The 14,502-nt window shown below is 72.6% G+C and carries 12 protein-coding genes; 5 read left to right on the top strand and 7 right to left on the bottom strand.

Features of this window, described 5'->3' with window-relative positions; all coding sequences use genetic code 11:
• Nucleotides 1-96: 96 nt before the first annotated feature.
• The 6 genes from mqnC to O2L01_RS19810 all read right to left on the bottom strand — a co-directional run bounded on the left by mqnC (nt 97) and on the right by O2L01_RS19810 (nt 8,141).
• The gene (mqnC, locus tag O2L01_RS19835) at nt 97-1,248 is read right to left on the bottom strand and encodes a cyclic dehypoxanthinyl futalosine synthase (protein ID WP_270123760.1); all 1,152 of its coding nucleotides are present in this window, start codon (nt 1,246-1,248) and stop codon (nt 97-99) included.
• A 104-nt stretch (nt 1,249-1,352) separates the two neighbouring features.
• Complete coding sequence (locus O2L01_RS19830; protein WP_270123757.1) at nt 1,353-2,126, bottom strand: FAD-binding oxidoreductase; 774 nt, start codon at nt 2,124-2,126, stop codon at nt 1,353-1,355.
• A 33-nt stretch (nt 2,127-2,159) separates the two neighbouring features.
• Complete coding sequence (locus tag O2L01_RS19825; RefSeq protein ID WP_270123755.1) at nt 2,160-3,089, bottom strand: menaquinone biosynthetic enzyme MqnA/MqnD family protein; 930 nt, start codon at nt 3,087-3,089, stop codon at nt 2,160-2,162.
• A 149-nt stretch (nt 3,090-3,238) separates the two neighbouring features.
• The gene (locus O2L01_RS19820) at nt 3,239-3,529 is read right to left on the bottom strand and encodes an HPr family phosphocarrier protein (RefSeq protein ID WP_270123753.1); all 291 of its coding nucleotides are present in this window, start codon (nt 3,527-3,529) and stop codon (nt 3,239-3,241) included.
• 538 nt (nt 3,530-4,067) lie between these two features.
• Entirely contained in the window at nt 4,068-6,662 is a 2,595-nt protein-coding gene (locus tag O2L01_RS19815) for a hypothetical protein (RefSeq protein WP_270123751.1), read from the bottom strand.
• Nucleotides 6,663-6,764: 102 nt separating this feature from the next.
• Complete coding sequence (locus O2L01_RS19810; RefSeq protein ID WP_270123750.1) at nt 6,765-8,141, bottom strand: C40 family peptidase; 1,377 nt, start codon at nt 8,139-8,141, stop codon at nt 6,765-6,767.
• Nucleotides 8,142-8,368: 227 nt separating this feature from the next.
• Here O2L01_RS19810 and mqnE point away from each other — a divergent pair, with 227 nt between their 5' ends.
• Genes mqnE through O2L01_RS19795 form a run of 3 tightly spaced genes read left to right on the top strand, consistent with a single transcriptional unit; the run spans nt 8,369 to nt 10,205 of the window.
• Nucleotides 8,369-9,544, top strand: a complete 1,176-nt coding sequence (mqnE, locus tag O2L01_RS19805) for an aminofutalosine synthase MqnE (protein ID WP_270123749.1) — start codon at nt 8,369-8,371, stop codon at nt 9,542-9,544.
• Complete coding sequence (locus O2L01_RS19800; protein ID WP_270123748.1) at nt 9,544-9,960, top strand: hypothetical protein; 417 nt, start codon at nt 9,544-9,546, stop codon at nt 9,958-9,960. Before mqnE ends, O2L01_RS19800 begins: the two co-directional genes overlap by 1 nt.
• A complete protein-coding gene (locus tag O2L01_RS19795) occupies nt 9,957-10,205 on the top strand; it encodes a DUF4229 domain-containing protein (protein ID WP_270123747.1) in 249 nt (82 codons plus the stop codon). Before O2L01_RS19800 ends, O2L01_RS19795 begins: the two co-directional genes overlap by 4 nt.
• Here the strand turns inward: O2L01_RS19795 and O2L01_RS19790 are convergent.
• Nucleotides 10,202-10,969, bottom strand: coding sequence for an oxidoreductase (locus O2L01_RS19790; RefSeq protein WP_270123746.1), 768 nt, complete (start codon nt 10,967-10,969; stop codon nt 10,202-10,204). The two genes, O2L01_RS19795 and O2L01_RS19790, sit on opposite strands and share 4 nt — an antisense overlap.
• Before the next feature lie 329 nt (nt 10,970-11,298).
• Here O2L01_RS19790 and acs point away from each other — a divergent pair, with 329 nt between their 5' ends.
• Both acs and O2L01_RS19780 read left to right on the top strand, forming a co-directional pair.
• On the top strand, nt 11,299-13,257 hold the full coding sequence (acs, locus tag O2L01_RS19785; RefSeq protein ID WP_270123745.1) for an acetate--CoA ligase: 1,959 nt from the start codon (nt 11,299-11,301) through the stop codon (nt 13,255-13,257).
• Nucleotides 13,258-13,386: 129 nt separating this feature from the next.
• Nucleotides 13,387-14,307, top strand: a complete 921-nt coding sequence (locus O2L01_RS19780) for an alpha/beta fold hydrolase (protein ID WP_270123744.1) — start codon at nt 13,387-13,389, stop codon at nt 14,305-14,307.
• The last annotated feature ends 195 nt before the right edge of the window (nt 14,308-14,502 follow it).

The raw sequence follows: 14,502 nt of genomic DNA, 5'->3' as shown, positions 1-14,502 counted from the left end.
TCCCCTCGGGCCCGCCCCCGCCCAACCAACCTCCCCGGGCCCCGGGCGGGGGGGGGGGGGCCCCCCCCCCCCCCCCGCCCCCATCGCGTTCACGTCTTACTTCGCCTGCAGCTCCGCGACGATCGTCGAGAAGTGCGAGCGGATCCGGTCGTCCCGGGGTTCGTCCTCCGGGGTCCAGTGGATCGACATCCGCTCGTAGAGCGTGTTGCGCTGCGCCGGGATCCGGTCCGCGGTGCGGATCAGGCCGATGAGCTCCGAGAGCCGCGACTGGTGCCGCGCGCCCGCGGAGGAGATCACGTTCTCCTCCAGCATGATCGACCCGAGGTCGTCCACGCCGAGGTGCATGCTCAACTGGCCCGAGGCCTTGCCCGTGGTCAGCCACGAGGACTGCAGGTGCCTCACATTGTGGAAGAACAGCCGCGCGGTCGCCAAGAGCCGCAGGTACTCCAGGGTCGTCGCCTGCGTGCGGCCCTTCAGGTGGTTGTTCTCCGGCTGGTAGGTCCACGGGATGAACGAGCGGAACCCGCCCGTGCGGTCCTGCACGTCGCGGATCATCCGCAGGTGCTCGATGCGCTCGGCCGCGGTCTCGCCGGTGCCCATCATCATCGTCGCGGTCGACTCGAGGCCCTGCCGGTGCGCGGCCTCCATGATCTCGAGCCAGCGCTCCCCCGACTCCTTGAGCGGCGCGAGCGCCGTGCGCGGGCGCGCCGGGAGCATCTCGGCCCCGGCGCCCGCGATCGAGTCGAGCCCGGCGGCCTTGATGCGGCGGATCGACTCGTCGATCGCGACGCCCGAGACCTTCGACATGTGCGCGATCTCCGACGGCCCGATCGAGTGGATCGCCAGCTCGGGGTATTCGCGCTTCACTGAGGAGAACAGCTCCTCGTAGTACTCGACGCCGAAGTCGGGGTGGTGCCCGCCCTGCAGCATCACCTGCGTCGCGCCGAGGCCCACGGCCTCGCCGCAGCGGCGCAGGACCTCCTCCATCGGGTGCGCCCAGCCCTCGTCGTGCTTGGGGGCGCGGTAGAAGGCGCAGAACTTGCACGCCGTGACGCACACGTTCGTGTAGTTGATGTTGCGGTCGATGATGTAGGTGACGATGTTGTCGCCGATGACGCGCCGGCGGGCCGCGTCGGCGGCCTCGGCGAGGGGGTGGAAGGGCGCTTCGGTGTAGAGCAGCAGGGCTTCCTCGGCGCTGATGGCGCCGCCGTCGGCGGCGCGGGCGAGGACATCGTCAATCTCGGCCATGCACGAAGCGTATCGCCGGAACCCCGCCGGGGACAGTGCGCCCGGGCGCGGTGACTCGTGCGTCTCGCCGCATCGTCGGGCGCGGTCGGACCGCTGCGGCCTTGCTACACCGTGTACAGCTCAGTGTGGATCCGCTGCGCCCCGGCCTCTTCGAGGACGTCCTTGACGCCCAGGACCATCTCGTAGGGGCCGCACAGGAACCACTCGTCGACCTCGTGCAGGTCGACGAGCCCGGCTTCGACGACCTCGACGAGCCGCTCGGGCGTGAGCCGCCCGGTGAGCAGCGCGGAGTCGCCCTCGGTGCGGGTGCGCACGTGGAGGAGGCGAAGCCGGTCGCCGTGCTCGCGTTCGAGTTCGCGCAGCTCGGCGGCGAACATCGTGGACTCCTCGGTGCGGTTGGAGTACAGGAGAGTCACCTTCGCGCCTGCTTCGAGCGCGGCGGTCGCGATCGCGATGATCGGCGTGATGCCGGAGCCGGCGACGACGGAGCCGTAGTGCCGGTCGGAGTGGATGTCGGTGCAGAAGTTGCCGAGGGGCGGGAGGACTTCGAGCACGTCGCCGGGCAGGAGCTGCCGGTTCGCGTACCCGGAGAAGGTGCCCTTCGGGATCGAGCGGATGCCCAGGCGCAGCGTGCCGCGTTCGGCGAGCTCGCGCGGGGTCGAGGCGAGCGAGTAGGAGCGGCGCACTTCGGCGCCGTCCGCTTCGACCCGCTGGAAGGTGAGGTGCTGGCCGGGCTTGAAGTCGAAGGCCGCGCGGAGCTCCTCGGGGACGGCGAGGGTGACCTCGACGGCGTCCTCGGTGAGCGGCCGGACGCGGCTCACGGTGAGCTTGTGCCAGGCGGGGCGGTTCTTGCGGGGCTTCTTCAGCTCGACGGCCACAGCAGGGTCCCTTCGTCGTCCGTCTCGGGTCGGTCAGAGCCGGGCTTCGGGCTCTGTGCAAATCTTCGTCTCGAAAGCTTCGCCGAGGGTCGCAAAGAACGCCGGTCCGTCCGCGCGCAGTGCCAATCGACGGCTCGCAAGCTTCGCCGATCCCGGCTCTATATCGGCATAACGGGACGCACGGGACGCGAATTCCCGCAGGCCCGCGAGGTGCCGCTCACTCAGGCCGAACTGGAGGCGCGCGAAGTACTCGGCGAGCGCGGCCGGCGGGAACGGCTCCCAGCGGGCGGCCGAGGCCACGACCTCGTCGATCTCGTCGCGGCTGCGCTGCACGGAGTCGCGGAACGCCAGGTGGACGTCCTTGACGAGGCCCGGGTGGGCCTCGGCGTAGTCGCGGCGCACGGCCCAGACGGCGAAGACCATCGGCAGGCCCGTCCAGTCCTTCCATTCGGCGGCGAGGTCGAGGACGTGGTTCCCGGCCGGGTCGTGGTAGACGCGGAGGGCTTCGTCGCCGATGAGGACGGCCGCGTCGGCGTCCTTGAGCGCGGAGTCGAGGTCGGGCGCGGTGACGGTGTACTCGGGCTTGCGGCCGTAGCGGTCCTCGAGGAGCATCCGTCCGAGGAGGACGCCGGTGCGGGAGGTCGAGGCGAGCGAGACGCGCGGGGCGGCCGGGAGGTCGGCGAGCGGGGTCTTCGTGACGAGGTTGACGCTCAGGACCGGGCCGTCGGCGGCCACCGCCGGGTCCGGGATGAGGAGCAGGTCGTCGGCGTGACGCAGGTATTCGACCAGGGTGATCGGTCCGATGTCGAGGTCGCCGGCGACGAGGCGGCGGCTGAGCTCGTCCGGCGGGGCGCGGTGGAGGTCGACGTCGAGGAGCGCGCCCGTCCGCGCCAGTCCCCAGTAGATGGGGAGGCAGTTGAGGAACGCGATGTGGCCGACCCTGGGGCGCCGTGCGATGTTCACAGCTTCGACCGTAGCCGGTCGCGCGGCTAGGAGGCACCTGAGCGGAGGGGTCGTCGCCGACATCACCGCGAGGCGCGGACCGGACCGCATGCTGGGACCGGCACTGCGGGCCGGCATCCGGGGCGGGGCCGGTCCGCGCCCGGAACGGATCAGTTCTCGTCGATGTCGCCGATGTCGACGCCGCCCGTGTCGGCGTCCCCGCTGACGAGGTCGACGAGCCGGTCCAGGACCGCCTCGTCGTCGCCGGCCAGGACGATCTCGTCGCCGGGCCGCACGTCGAGGGTCAGGACCTGCAGGATCGACTTGGCGTCGTGCGGGTCCCCGCCCGGTTTCGCGATGGACACGTCCTTGCCGGACTCGGCGGCGGTCCCGACGAAGACCGTCGCGGGCCGCGCTTGGATGCCGACCTCCGTGGTCACTTTGACACGGCGTTCCGCCATGCTCCTCACCCTCCCCGATCGCGCGGGCGCCGGACCGGCGTCGGCCCGCCCCGCGGAGCACGCGGGCCGCCGAGCGGCCCGTCAAGCACCAGGATGAACCGCGGCTGCGGACGGCGGACGCGTTTTCGGCGAATGCCGCGGGAAGTGGGACACTCCGCGCGCGAGCGGGCACAGGGCCGGGCGGAGTCTGGCACGCGCGGGGACGCCGATCCCCGGCGTCATCGGCCGTCCACAGCCCCCGCCCACCACAAGAGGGGAAGAAGCAGTCTGCGGCGATCCTCCCGCCCGGGACCGACAAGAACGCGCCCTCGCGACCGGCGTGTCACCCGAAAGAGGCAAGGCGGGCATCACGGGCAGGCGGCGGGGCGGCGGGGCGGCGGGGCGGCGGGGCGGCGGGGCGGCGCCGGAGTCTCGCCGAGAAGTTCGGGCGCGGCCCGCCCGGGCGGGCCGGGCCGGCTGCTCGACGTCCGCAGGCCCGACAAGCGCTGCGGCCCGGCCCTTTCGGGCCGGGCCGGGCCGGGCCGGGTCGACTGCTTTCCTATTCCTCGGCTTCGGCGGGCTTGGCGCCATAGACCGTGGGGCGCGGGAGCGGGATGTGGTCCGGCAGCTCCGAGCGGTCGAGGAGGTTCTTGACCCGGGCGCGGCCCGGCTTGAAGCCGTCGGTCTCCATGACCGGCTTCGCGGTCGGCAGCTGGTGCGCGCCGGTCTTCGTCGAAGGCTCCTCGAACAGGCTGATGTCCGGCGCGTTCACGATCTTCTTGCGCGCCGCCTCGACCTCGGACTTCGGCCCCTCCTCGGGCGCCTCCTCCAGCGCGGGCGGCTCGGGCTCGGGTTCCGGCTCGGGCGTCGGCTCCGGGTAGTCGATCGGGGCCGCGTCCGAGAACGGGCTGTCGTTCACGCGCGGGATCGGCGGCATCGGCGGGCCGGGCTCGGGGTTCGGCGGCAGCGGCTCGGGCGAGGGCACCGGCGACGGCTCGGGACGCGGCATCGGCGGACCCGGCTCGGGATTCGGCGGCAGCGGCTCCGGCTGGGGCGGGGTCGGCTCAGGACGCGGCGGCGTCGGCTCCGGGTTCGGCACCGGCTCCGGCCGCGGCGCGGGCGGCGTGGGCTCGGGATGCGGCACCGGTTCAGGACGCTCGGGCTCCTGCGGCGGCGTCGGCCCCGGACCGGGCAGCGGGTCCGGCAGCGGGCCGGGCGGCGTCGGCTGGGAATCGGTCAGCACGGGCGGCTCGGTGGTCGGCTCGTGGAGCGTCGCGCCCGCCTCCAGGGACCCCGGTTCGGGTTCGGACACAACGGCGTCCGCGAACGGGCTCACCGGCGTGAGCGCTTCGGCGACCGGCGTTTCAGTCGGAGTCTCCTCGACCGCAACGGGTTCCTCGGCGGCGACCGCCGCTTCGACCTCGGCGACGGGCGTTTCGGCCACAGGCTCCGGTTCGGGTGCTGCGGGAGTCTCGACAGGCTCCGGGACCTCGACGCCGACCGCTTCGGCCACATCGGCGGCGGCCTCGGCCGCTTCGACCAGGTCAGCTCCGGGCGTCGGCGCTTCGACCTCCGCGACATCGGCCAGGGCCTCGTCCAGCGCGGGCGTCACCGCGGGCTCATCGCCGTCCTCATCGGACGCGAGCCCGGGGGAAGGCGGGGCGGGCGGCAGGGACTCGCCGGGCACGTCGTCGCCGAGGCCGGCCAGCGAGGCCTCTTCCTCGTCGGTCAGCTCGACGTCCTCGTCGTCGTCATCGGGGTCCGGGAGGTCGTCCCAGGCGCCGTCCTCGTCGTCCTCGATCGCCTCGACCACCGTCGGTCCCCCGGTCGGCGCCGCGGGCGCCGCCTCGGCGGCGGGGGCGTCGGTCTCGACGCCGAAGGACATCACCGGTTCCGAAGGCGCGTCATCAGAGCGGACCTCGTCGAACGGCTGGTCGTCGTCAGCGGGGGCCTCGGGGGCCTCGTCCACCGGGGCCGCGACCGGGGTCTCGGCGACCGGGACCGGAGCCGAGTAGGCCGCGCCGGGGACGTTGTCCGCGGGCGGCACGCTGAACCCGGCGGCGACCGAGTCCGAAGCGTGCTCAAGCGGCGCAACGGGTTCAGGGTCGGCGAACGGCGCCGGCGCGGGCGGCTGCGCCGCGTTCGGCCGGATGCGGAGGATCTGGGTGCCGTCGGGCATCGGCTCGGGCAGGGCCGGGGCCGGTGCGCCGAACGCGCCGGACTCGGTCGAGGGCAGGCTGAAGCCGCTGCTCGGGGCGGCGAACGGCGCGCCGGTCACGGGCGAGGCGGCGGGCGGCTCGGCGAACGCGGCGTTCGCGGGCAGTTCGGGCGGGGCCGTGAACTGCGGTTCGGGCATCGGCGGGGCCGCGTACGGGTCGAGCACGGGCGGCGAGTACGAGGGCGGCACGGCGGCGACCGGCGGCAGCGACTGCGCTGATTGGAACGGCGGCGCGGACTGGAACGGCTGGGCCGCCTGGTAGGGCTGCGCCGGGGGCATGGGCGGCGCCTGCGGGCCGTCGCCCGGCTGCAGCGGGTACTGGCCCTGCGGGGCCGACGGGTACTGCGGGACGGCGGCGGAGCCGGACGCGCCGGGCGGCGGGTAGGCGGGCACCTGGGCCGAACCCGAGTGCGGCGCTTGGTGAGGCGCCGGGGCGCCGTACTGGGGCACGGCGGCCGAGCCGTGCGCGGCGCCCTGCGGCGGCATGCCGGGCGGGGCGGCCTGCGGGGCCCAGCCGCCGGGGTTGCCGTAGTTCGGGGCGGGCGGCGAGCCGGGCGCGGGGTTGTGGCCGTACTGCTGCGGGACGGCGGCGTAGCCCTGGTTGGGGTACGGCTCGGCGGTCGGCTGGTAGGCGCCCGGCGGCGCATAGTGGGGTTCGGGGACGGCGGCGGAGCCGTAGCCCTGGTTCGGCGGCGGCGCGTAGCCCTGGGGGGCGCCGGGCGGAGCATAGTGGGGTTCGCCGGGCGGCGCGTACTGCGGGACGGCGGCCGCGCCGTACGCGGGCGGCGGCGCGGCGTACGAGCCGGAGCCTCCGTAGGGCCCGGACTCGGCCGGGAAGCCCCCGAGCGGCGGTGGCAGCGGCGCTCCGCACTGGGGGCAGCGGCGCTGCCCGGACGTCAGTCGCTGGCCGCAGGAGCTACAACTGTTTCCGTCCACGGAGCCTCCTCGGGGCTGGAGCGTCGTTCGGGCAACTTGACAACCATCGTGCCATCAACCGGCCGCGTCCCGTGCGCGCCTTCCCACTACCGTGCAGTACCCCTATGACGCGGATTCACTCGCGGAGGTCTCGGCGTCGGCCGAGGTGGTGGCGGGAGTCTCCTGGTCGGAGGGGGTCTCCTCGTCCGCGGACGGCGTCTCCGAGGGGGTCGGCGACGGCTCCGGGTCGGTCGGCGGGTCCGTGGGCGACTCGCTCTCGGACGGGTCCGGGTCGGGACGGGTGGTCGGGTCGGTCGGACGCGTCGTCGGCGGGCGCGGGCTCGGCGAGGTCGGGTCGTCGTCGCCCGGCGTCTGCGTCGGGTCCTCGGCGTCCGGGTCGGTCTTGACGGCGTCGACGACGCGGTGCGCGCCCGCGAAGTTCTCGAAGAAGACCGAGCTGATCTTCACCACGTCGCCGGTGCGGGGGGCGACGACCATCTTGCCGTCGCCGAGGTACATGGCGGTGTGGTAGACGGACTGCCAGTTGCCCGGGTCGTCCCACCAGTAGAGGAGGTCGCCCGGGAGCAGCTTCTCGGTGTCGACCGGCTTGTCGCGGGTCGCGTTGTACTGGTCGGCGGCGACGCGCGGCAGGGAGACGCCCGCGGACGCGTAGGCGGACTGGACGAGGCCGGAGCAGTCGAAGGCGTCGGGGCCTTCGGCGCCCCACACGTACGGGTCGCCGAGCTGCGCGAGCGCGTACTCGACGGCCTTCTTCGCCTCGGGGGCGGCGTCCCAGCCGTCGACTTCGGACGAGAAGTCGCCGGAGTGCTGGGCGGCGGCCGCCTCGCGGTCGTCCTCGAGCTTCTCGAGCGCTTCGCGGTTGTCCGCGATGAGCTCGTTCAGGGCGGCCTGGGCGCGGTCGAACTCGGTGTCGAGCGCGGTGTAGCGGTCCTCGGAGCGGTCGGCGGAGAGCGTCGCGGCGTCGAGGGACGCGCGGGCGACGGACTCGGCGGTGGCCGCGTCGTCGAAGTCGGCGTTGAGGCTCGGAAGGTCCCATTCGCCGCCGAGGGGGGTGAGACCGGTGAGGTCGGGCAGCTCGGTGTCGGGCTGGCCCGCGGTGTCCGCGTAGGCCTCGCCCGCGGCGTAGTCGAGGGCGGCCTGGGCGGTCTCGAGCTGGGCGGCCGTGGCGGCCCACTCGGTCTGCGCGTCCGCGAGGCGGGTCTCGCGCTGCAGCCATTCCTCCTGCGCGGCCGTGGTGCGCTCGGCGAGCTGCGCGACGTCGGCTTCGGCGGCGGTGATCTGCGCGCCGAGGGGCCCGCCCGCGGTGGCGGGGTTGGTGATGGGGGCGTCGTCGGTGGTGCTGCCCGCGGGCCGGTCGCCGTCGTCGGGGACGGTGACGCCCGGTTCGGCGAACCCTGGCATGGCGGCGCCGAATACGACTGCGGCCGCGGCCGCGCCGGCGGCGGCGATCACTCGGGCACCGAACCGTGAAACGCGCATGTGAGGTGTCCTTCTGTGGGGGAGGCCACGAATACTGTACCGAAGACACGCAAGGCTCGCCTCCTCGGTTGCTCGGGCTCCAGGTGCGGTGTCGGGCAACACATCAGGCGGCGCTCGCCGCGGGCCGGTTCCCGCGCGTCCACGGCCTCACATCCCGCAACGTGCGCCCCTCGCGCCGCGTCCCGGCGGCGCTACCCTGGCGGAAACGCCACAACGTTGGGAGCGCCATGGACGACAACGCCAGGTTCAAGGCCGGCATCGAGGAGAAGCTCGCGGCCGGCGAGCGGCTGACCTTCGAGGACGGGGTGGGCCTCTACGAGACCGACGACCTCGCCTGGCTCGGGCGCCTCGCGCACGGGGTCCGCACCGCCAAGAACGGCGACCGGACCATGTTCAACGTCAACCGGCACCTCAACCTCACCAACGTCTGCTCCGCCTCCTGCGCGTACTGCTCCTTCCAGCGCAAGCCCGGCGAGACCGACGCGTACACGATGCGCGTCGAGCAGGCCGTGGCCCTCGCCGAGCAGATGAAGGGGGACGCCCCCACCGAGCTGCACATCGTGAACGGCCTCCACCCGACGCTCCCGTGGCGCTACTACCCGCGGGTCCTCAAGGCGCTCAAGGAGACCCTGCCGCAGGTGAACCTGAAGGCGTTCACCGCCACCGAAGTGCAGTGGTTCGAGAAGATCTCCGGGCTCGGCGCCGACGAGATCCTGGACGAGCTCATCGAGGCCGGCCTCGAGTCGCTGACCGGCGGCGGCGCCGAGATCTTCGACTGGGAGGTCCGCCAGCACATCGTCGACCACGCCTGCCACTGGGAGGACTGGTCGCGCATCCACCGCCTCGCCCACCAGAAGGGCCTGCGGACCCCCGCGACGATGCTCTACGGCCACATCGAGGAGCCGCGCCACCGCGTCGACCACGTGCTGCGCCTGCGCGAGCTGCAGGACGAGACCGGCGGGTTCGCCGTGTTCATCCCGCTGCGCTACCAGCACGACTTCCACGACTCCAAGGACGGGAAGATCCGCAACAGGCTCCAGGCGCGCACCACCATGGCGAGCCCGGCCGAGTCGCTCAAGGTCTTCGCCGTCTCGCGGCTGCTGCTCGACAACTTCGACCACGTCAAGTGCTTCTGGGTCATGCACGGTCTCGACGTCGCGCAGCTCTCGCTGTCGTTCGGCGCCGACGACCTCGACGGCTCGGTCGTCGAGTACAAGATCACGCACGACGCCGACGACTACGGCACCCCGGACAAGATGACCCGCGAGGACCTCCTCGAGCTCATCCGCGACGCCGGTTTCCAGCCCGTCGAGCGCAACACCCGCTACGAGGTCGTGCGCGAGTACGAAGGCCCGCAGACGATCGGCGAACGGCGGGCCGAACCCCAGTCGGTGCAGTTCTAGTGGCGCGAGGCGGGACGCCGGAGCGGGAGCGCCCGAAGGTCGAGACCCTCGGGCAGCTCCTCGGCACGGCCCTGGCCTACTTCGTCATGGGCGCGGTCGTGCTCGTCGTCATCGACCTGGTGTTCGTCCTCCCGACCGGGCGCGGCTTCGGCCAGACCTCCGGGTGGATCGCGGCCCTGCCGACCGTGTGGGTGTACACCGAGCAGTTCCGGCGGTACGCGGGGGCGGCCCGCTGGGGCCTCATGCTCGTCGGCGTCCTGCTCGGCCTCGCGGCCGGGATCGCCGCCGCGCTCATCGCGCCGACCTCGTGGGCGCCCATGCTCACCGGCGGCATCGGCGGCCTCGTGGCCGCACTCGTCTACGGCCCGCTGTGGTTCGCGGGCATCAAAGCGTTCGGAGAGGAGCGGCCGCAGTGAACAACCCGGTCGTCAAGTTCTACCTGTACCGCGTCGCGCTCATCGCCGTGATCGCCGTGCCGCTGATGTTCTTCATCAACGCGCTGCTGGCGCTCGCGATCGGCCTGCTCGGCTCGATGCTGCTCGGCTTCGTGCTCCTGCGCGGCCAGCGCGAGGCGATGATCGACCACATCGACGCGGCCGCGAAGCGCCGCAAGGAGGAGAAGCAGCGCCTCCGCGCCGAGCTCGCGGGCGACGACGCTTAGGCGGACGCCTCCCCGGCGTCCTTCACGAGTTCGGTGCAGATCTGCAGGGTCTCGCCCGCGCCTGCGGTGAGGGCCTTGCCGTAGTGCTTGAGCCACGACCGCACCCCGTCCGGGGTGCCGGTGGACCAGGCGCGCTGCGCGCCGACGTATTCGGGCGCGCGTTCGAGGTGCCCGGCGTCGACGGTGATGAGGAGCTTCGGGTCGAGTCCCTTGCTGGCCAGCGCGAGTCGCGCGGCGGCGCGGGCGACCACGTTGTTCGCCACCGGGAAGGGGCGCACGGCGAGCAGTTCGCCGTGCACGACCGCGGCGGCCATCGCGGCTGGGATCTCCTTGGTGGGGTTGGTGACCAGCGCGCAGAGGGCGTTGATGCGGTCCATCCCGTTGTCGTCCACCTCGATGCGGCCGGGTTCGAAGTCGACGCCGGCGTCGGGGAACTCCTTGGTGGCGAGGGTGTGCAGCTTCGCGAGTACGTAGCGCGGGGAGACGGGCCACATGGGGGCGAGGCCGGGCAGGGCCTCGGTGACGCGCAGGACGCCGCTGACGGCGGGGTCGTCGAAGTCCCGGTCGCGCAGGCGCTCCACGTCGCAGTCGTACCCGTCGAGGGCCAGCGTCGCGGAGGCGCTGTGCAGGGCCACTTCCGCCGCGACGAGTTCGTCGCCGCCGCGGAGGGCCTCGTGCCAGAGCATCCGGTCGACGTTGGCTCTGGCGTTCTCAAGGGCGTCGGCAACCTCGGAGAGTTCGAGGAGAGGCGCGAGAGGATCCACGGGCGGAACCTTACCTTTTGGGCGGAGCGCGCAAACGGCGCACTGGGCGGGCTAGAGGGCAGTCACAGGATGGTGTCGGCGTCCAGGATCGTGCACCGGTCCGACGATACCTCCCGAATCGGCGCCGCAAGGCCCCCGCTGGGTCGGCCTGGACCCTTCGCGGGCCGTCCGCCGACCGCCCGCGGGCCGTTCGGCGAGGGGGGTTCCCAGATGCCGGTGCCGGAGCGGCCGCGCGTATACGTGTCGGTCTCGTCGCGCTAGTGTTGCCGGACATAGACCCGCCTCACAGTCGCGCATTGGCGCGTAGATCTGTAAGGAGCGATATACCCGTGTCATCAACCCCGCAAGAGACGCTTGCCAATCTGCTCTCGGAGGACCGGACGTTCCCGCCGTCCTCCGAGTTCGCCGCGCGGGCGAACGTCACCGCGGCCGCTTACGAGGAGGCCGCGGCCGACCGGCTGGCCTTCTGGGAGCGCCAGGCGCGCCGGCTCGACTGGTCGAAGGACTGGGACCGGGTCCTGGACTGGGAGAACCCGCCGTTCGCGAAGTGGTTCACCGGGGGTGCGCTGAACGTCGCGGCGAACTGCCTGGACCGGCACGTGGACGCCGGGCTCGGCGACCGGGTCGCGATCCACTTCGAGGGCGAGCCGGGCGACAGCCGGGCCGTCACGTACGCGGAGCTGCTCGACGAGGTCAAGCGCGCCGCGAACACGCTCACCGATCTCGGTGTGGGCGCGGGCGACCGGGTCGTCATCTACATGCCGATGATCCCCGAGGCCGCGGTGGCGATGCTGGCGTGCGCGCGCATCGGCGCCCCGCACTCGGTGGTGTTCGGCGGCTTCAGCGTCGACGCGCTGTCGAGCCGTATCGACGACGCGGGCGCGAAGCTCGTGATCTGCGCCGACGGCGGTTTCCGGAAGGGGAAGCCGTTGGCGCTCAAGCCGACCGTGGACGCTTCGCTGGAGCGGTGCCCGTCGGTGGAGAAGGTCCTGGTGGTCACGCGGACCGGCCAGGAGGTCGAGTGGACCGACAAGGACGTCCGCTGGGAGGACACTGTCGGGAAGGCCTCCTCAGAGCATCAGGCGCAGCCGTTCGACGCCGAGCACCCGCTGTTCATCCTGTACACGTCGGGGACCACGGGCAAGCCGAAGGGCATCCTGCACACTTCAGGCGGGTACCTGACGCAGGCGTCGTACACGCACCACGCGGTGTTCGACCTCAAGCCGGAGTCCGACGTGTACTGGTGCACGGCCGACATCGGCTGGGTGACGGGGCACTCGTACATCGTCTACGGCCCCATGTCGAACGGCGCCACGCAGGTCATGTACGAGGGCACCCCGGACACGCCGCACACCGGGCGGCTGTGGGAGATCGTCGAGAAGTACAAGGTCACGACGCTGTACACGGCGCCGACGGCGATCCGCACGTTCATGAAGTGGGGCGACGACGTGCCGGCCCGCTACGACCTGTCGAGCCTGCGGCTGCTCGGCAGCGTGGGCGAGCCGATCAACCCCGAGGCGTGGATCTGGTACCGCGAGCACATCGGCGGCGGGAACTGCCCGGTCGTGGACACGTGGTGGCAGACCGAGACCGGCGCGATCATGGTGTCGCCGCTGCCGGGCGTCACCTCGACGAAGCCCGGCTCGGCCCAGCGGCCGCTGCCGGGGATCAATGTGGACGTCGTCGATGAGCAGGCCGAGTCGGTGCCGGACGGCGGGGGCGGCTACCTCGCGATCCGCGAGCCGTGGCCGTCGATGCTCCGCACGATCTGGGGCGACGACCAGCGGTTCATCGACACGTACTGGTCGCGGTTCGGCGGGCTGTACTTCGCCGGCGACGGCGCGAAGAAGGACGACGACGGGGACCTGTGGCTCCTCGGCCGCGTCGACGACATCATGCTCGTGAGCGGGCACAACATCTCCACCACGGAGGTCGAGAGCGCGCTGGTGAGCCACGAGTCCGTGGCCGAGGCCGCGGTCGTGGGGGCCTCGGACCCGGTGACGGGCCAGGGGATCGTCGCGTTCGTGATCCTGCGCGGCGGGCAGGACTCGAGCCCCGAGCATCTCGCGGAGCTGCGCAAGCACGTCGCGAACACGTTGGGGCCCATCGCGAAGCCGCGCCAGGTGATCGTGGTCGCCGAGCTGCCGAAGACGCGTTCGGGCAAGATCATGCGGCGGCTGCTGCGCGACATCGCGGAGGACCGCGAGATCGGCGACGTCACGACGCTCGCCGACAGCGCGGTCATGAGCCGAATCAAGGTCGGCCTGCAGAGCGGCAAGGAAGACTGAGCGGCCCGGAGGGCGCCGGCGGGGCTTTTCGTCCCTCGGCGCCCTTCGGCGTCCCTCCCGTCCGTGACGGGGCGCGGCGAGCGCCCTACGCGGCTCGCCCGGCGGGCGGTGACCTCGTACGCTGAGCGCGTGACCCGCAAGACCTTCGCCGACAGCGCCGCCATCAAGCAAGGCCCCTGGACCCACCGGCACATCGACGCCAACGGCTCGCGCTTCCACGTCGTGGAGGCAGGCGAGGGCCCGCTCATCCTGCTGCTGCACGGCTTCCCGGAGTTCTGGTGGGCCTGGCGCCACCAGATCCCGGCCCTCGCCGACGCTGGCTTCCGCGTCGTGGCCGCCGACCTGCGCGGCTACGGCGCCTCGGACAAGCCGCCGCGCGGCTACGACGCGTACACGATGGCCGCGGACGTCGTCGGCCTCGTGCGGGCCCTCGGCGAGCGCGAGGCGACGGTCGTCGGCCACGACCTCGGCGGCATCCTCGGCTTCGCCGCGGCCGCGTTCCACCCTCGCCAGTTCAAGTCCCTCGTCGTGCTCGGCGCGGCCCACCCGCTGCGCCAGCGCGCCGCGCTCGCGGTCGACCCGAAGGGGCAGCTCACGGCCTCGCGGCACCTGTTCGCGTTCCAGATGCCGCGCTACGAGCACAAGCTGACGGACTGGGACGCGCGGAAGGTCGCCGACCTCATGTACGCGTGGTCCGGGCCGGGCTGGCGCGGCAGCCGCGACTTCCAGGAGTACGTGCGCGCCTGCCGTGACGTCATCCAGATCCCGCAGGCCGCGTTCTGCGCCCTGGAGGCGTTCCGGTGGCCGTTCCGCACCGCGATGGGCCTGGCCGGGCGGCGGTTCGTGAAGCTCCTGCAGCGGCCCACGCCGGTGCCGACGCTGCAGCTGCACGGCGCGCTCGACCGGTGCGTGCTGCCGCGCACCGCGCAGGGCTCGGGCCGGTACGTGTACGGGCGGTACGAGTGGAAGCTCCTCGACGGCATCGGGCACTTCCCGCAGCAGGAGGCCCCGGAGACGATCACGAAAGAGATCATCCGCTGGGCGAGCTGAGGCTCGTACAACGTATTCCGTACTAAGTACGTCGTACTCCGCACGCCGGGGACCGACGTTCCAGCCCGTACGCAGTACCTCGTACCCAGTACGTCGTACTGCGTACGCCGTTGCGGCGCATCGCACCTCGTACGCAGTACACCGTACGCCGCACGATGTACGCCGTGCGGCGAGTGGGATGCTCCACGAATCCCG

The organism is Glycomyces lechevalierae (genome assembly GCF_027622945.1).
GTDB lineage: Bacteria > Actinomycetota > Actinomycetes > Mycobacteriales > Micromonosporaceae > Glycomyces > Glycomyces rutgersensis.
The sequence above is the reverse complement of the archived record's forward strand: the minus strand, read 5'-3'. Positions and strand labels throughout refer to the sequence as shown.

Excerpts from the sequence above, each read along its gene's own strand:
- O2L01_RS19820 (WP_270123753.1), bottom strand. The coding sequence starts at position 3,529 with ATGGCGGAACGCCGTGTCAAAGTGACCACGGAGGTCGGCATCCAAGCG.
- mqnE (WP_270123749.1), top strand. The coding sequence starts at position 8,369 with ATGGACGACAACGCCAGGTTCAAGGCCGGCATCGAGGAGAAGCTCGCG.
- mqnC (WP_270123760.1), bottom strand. The coding sequence starts at position 1,248 with ATGGCCGAGATTGACGATGTCCTCGCCCGCGCCGCCGACGGCGGCGCC.
- O2L01_RS19810 (WP_270123750.1), bottom strand. The coding sequence starts at position 8,141 with ATGCGCGTTTCACGGTTCGGTGCCCGAGTGATCGCCGCCGCCGGCGCG.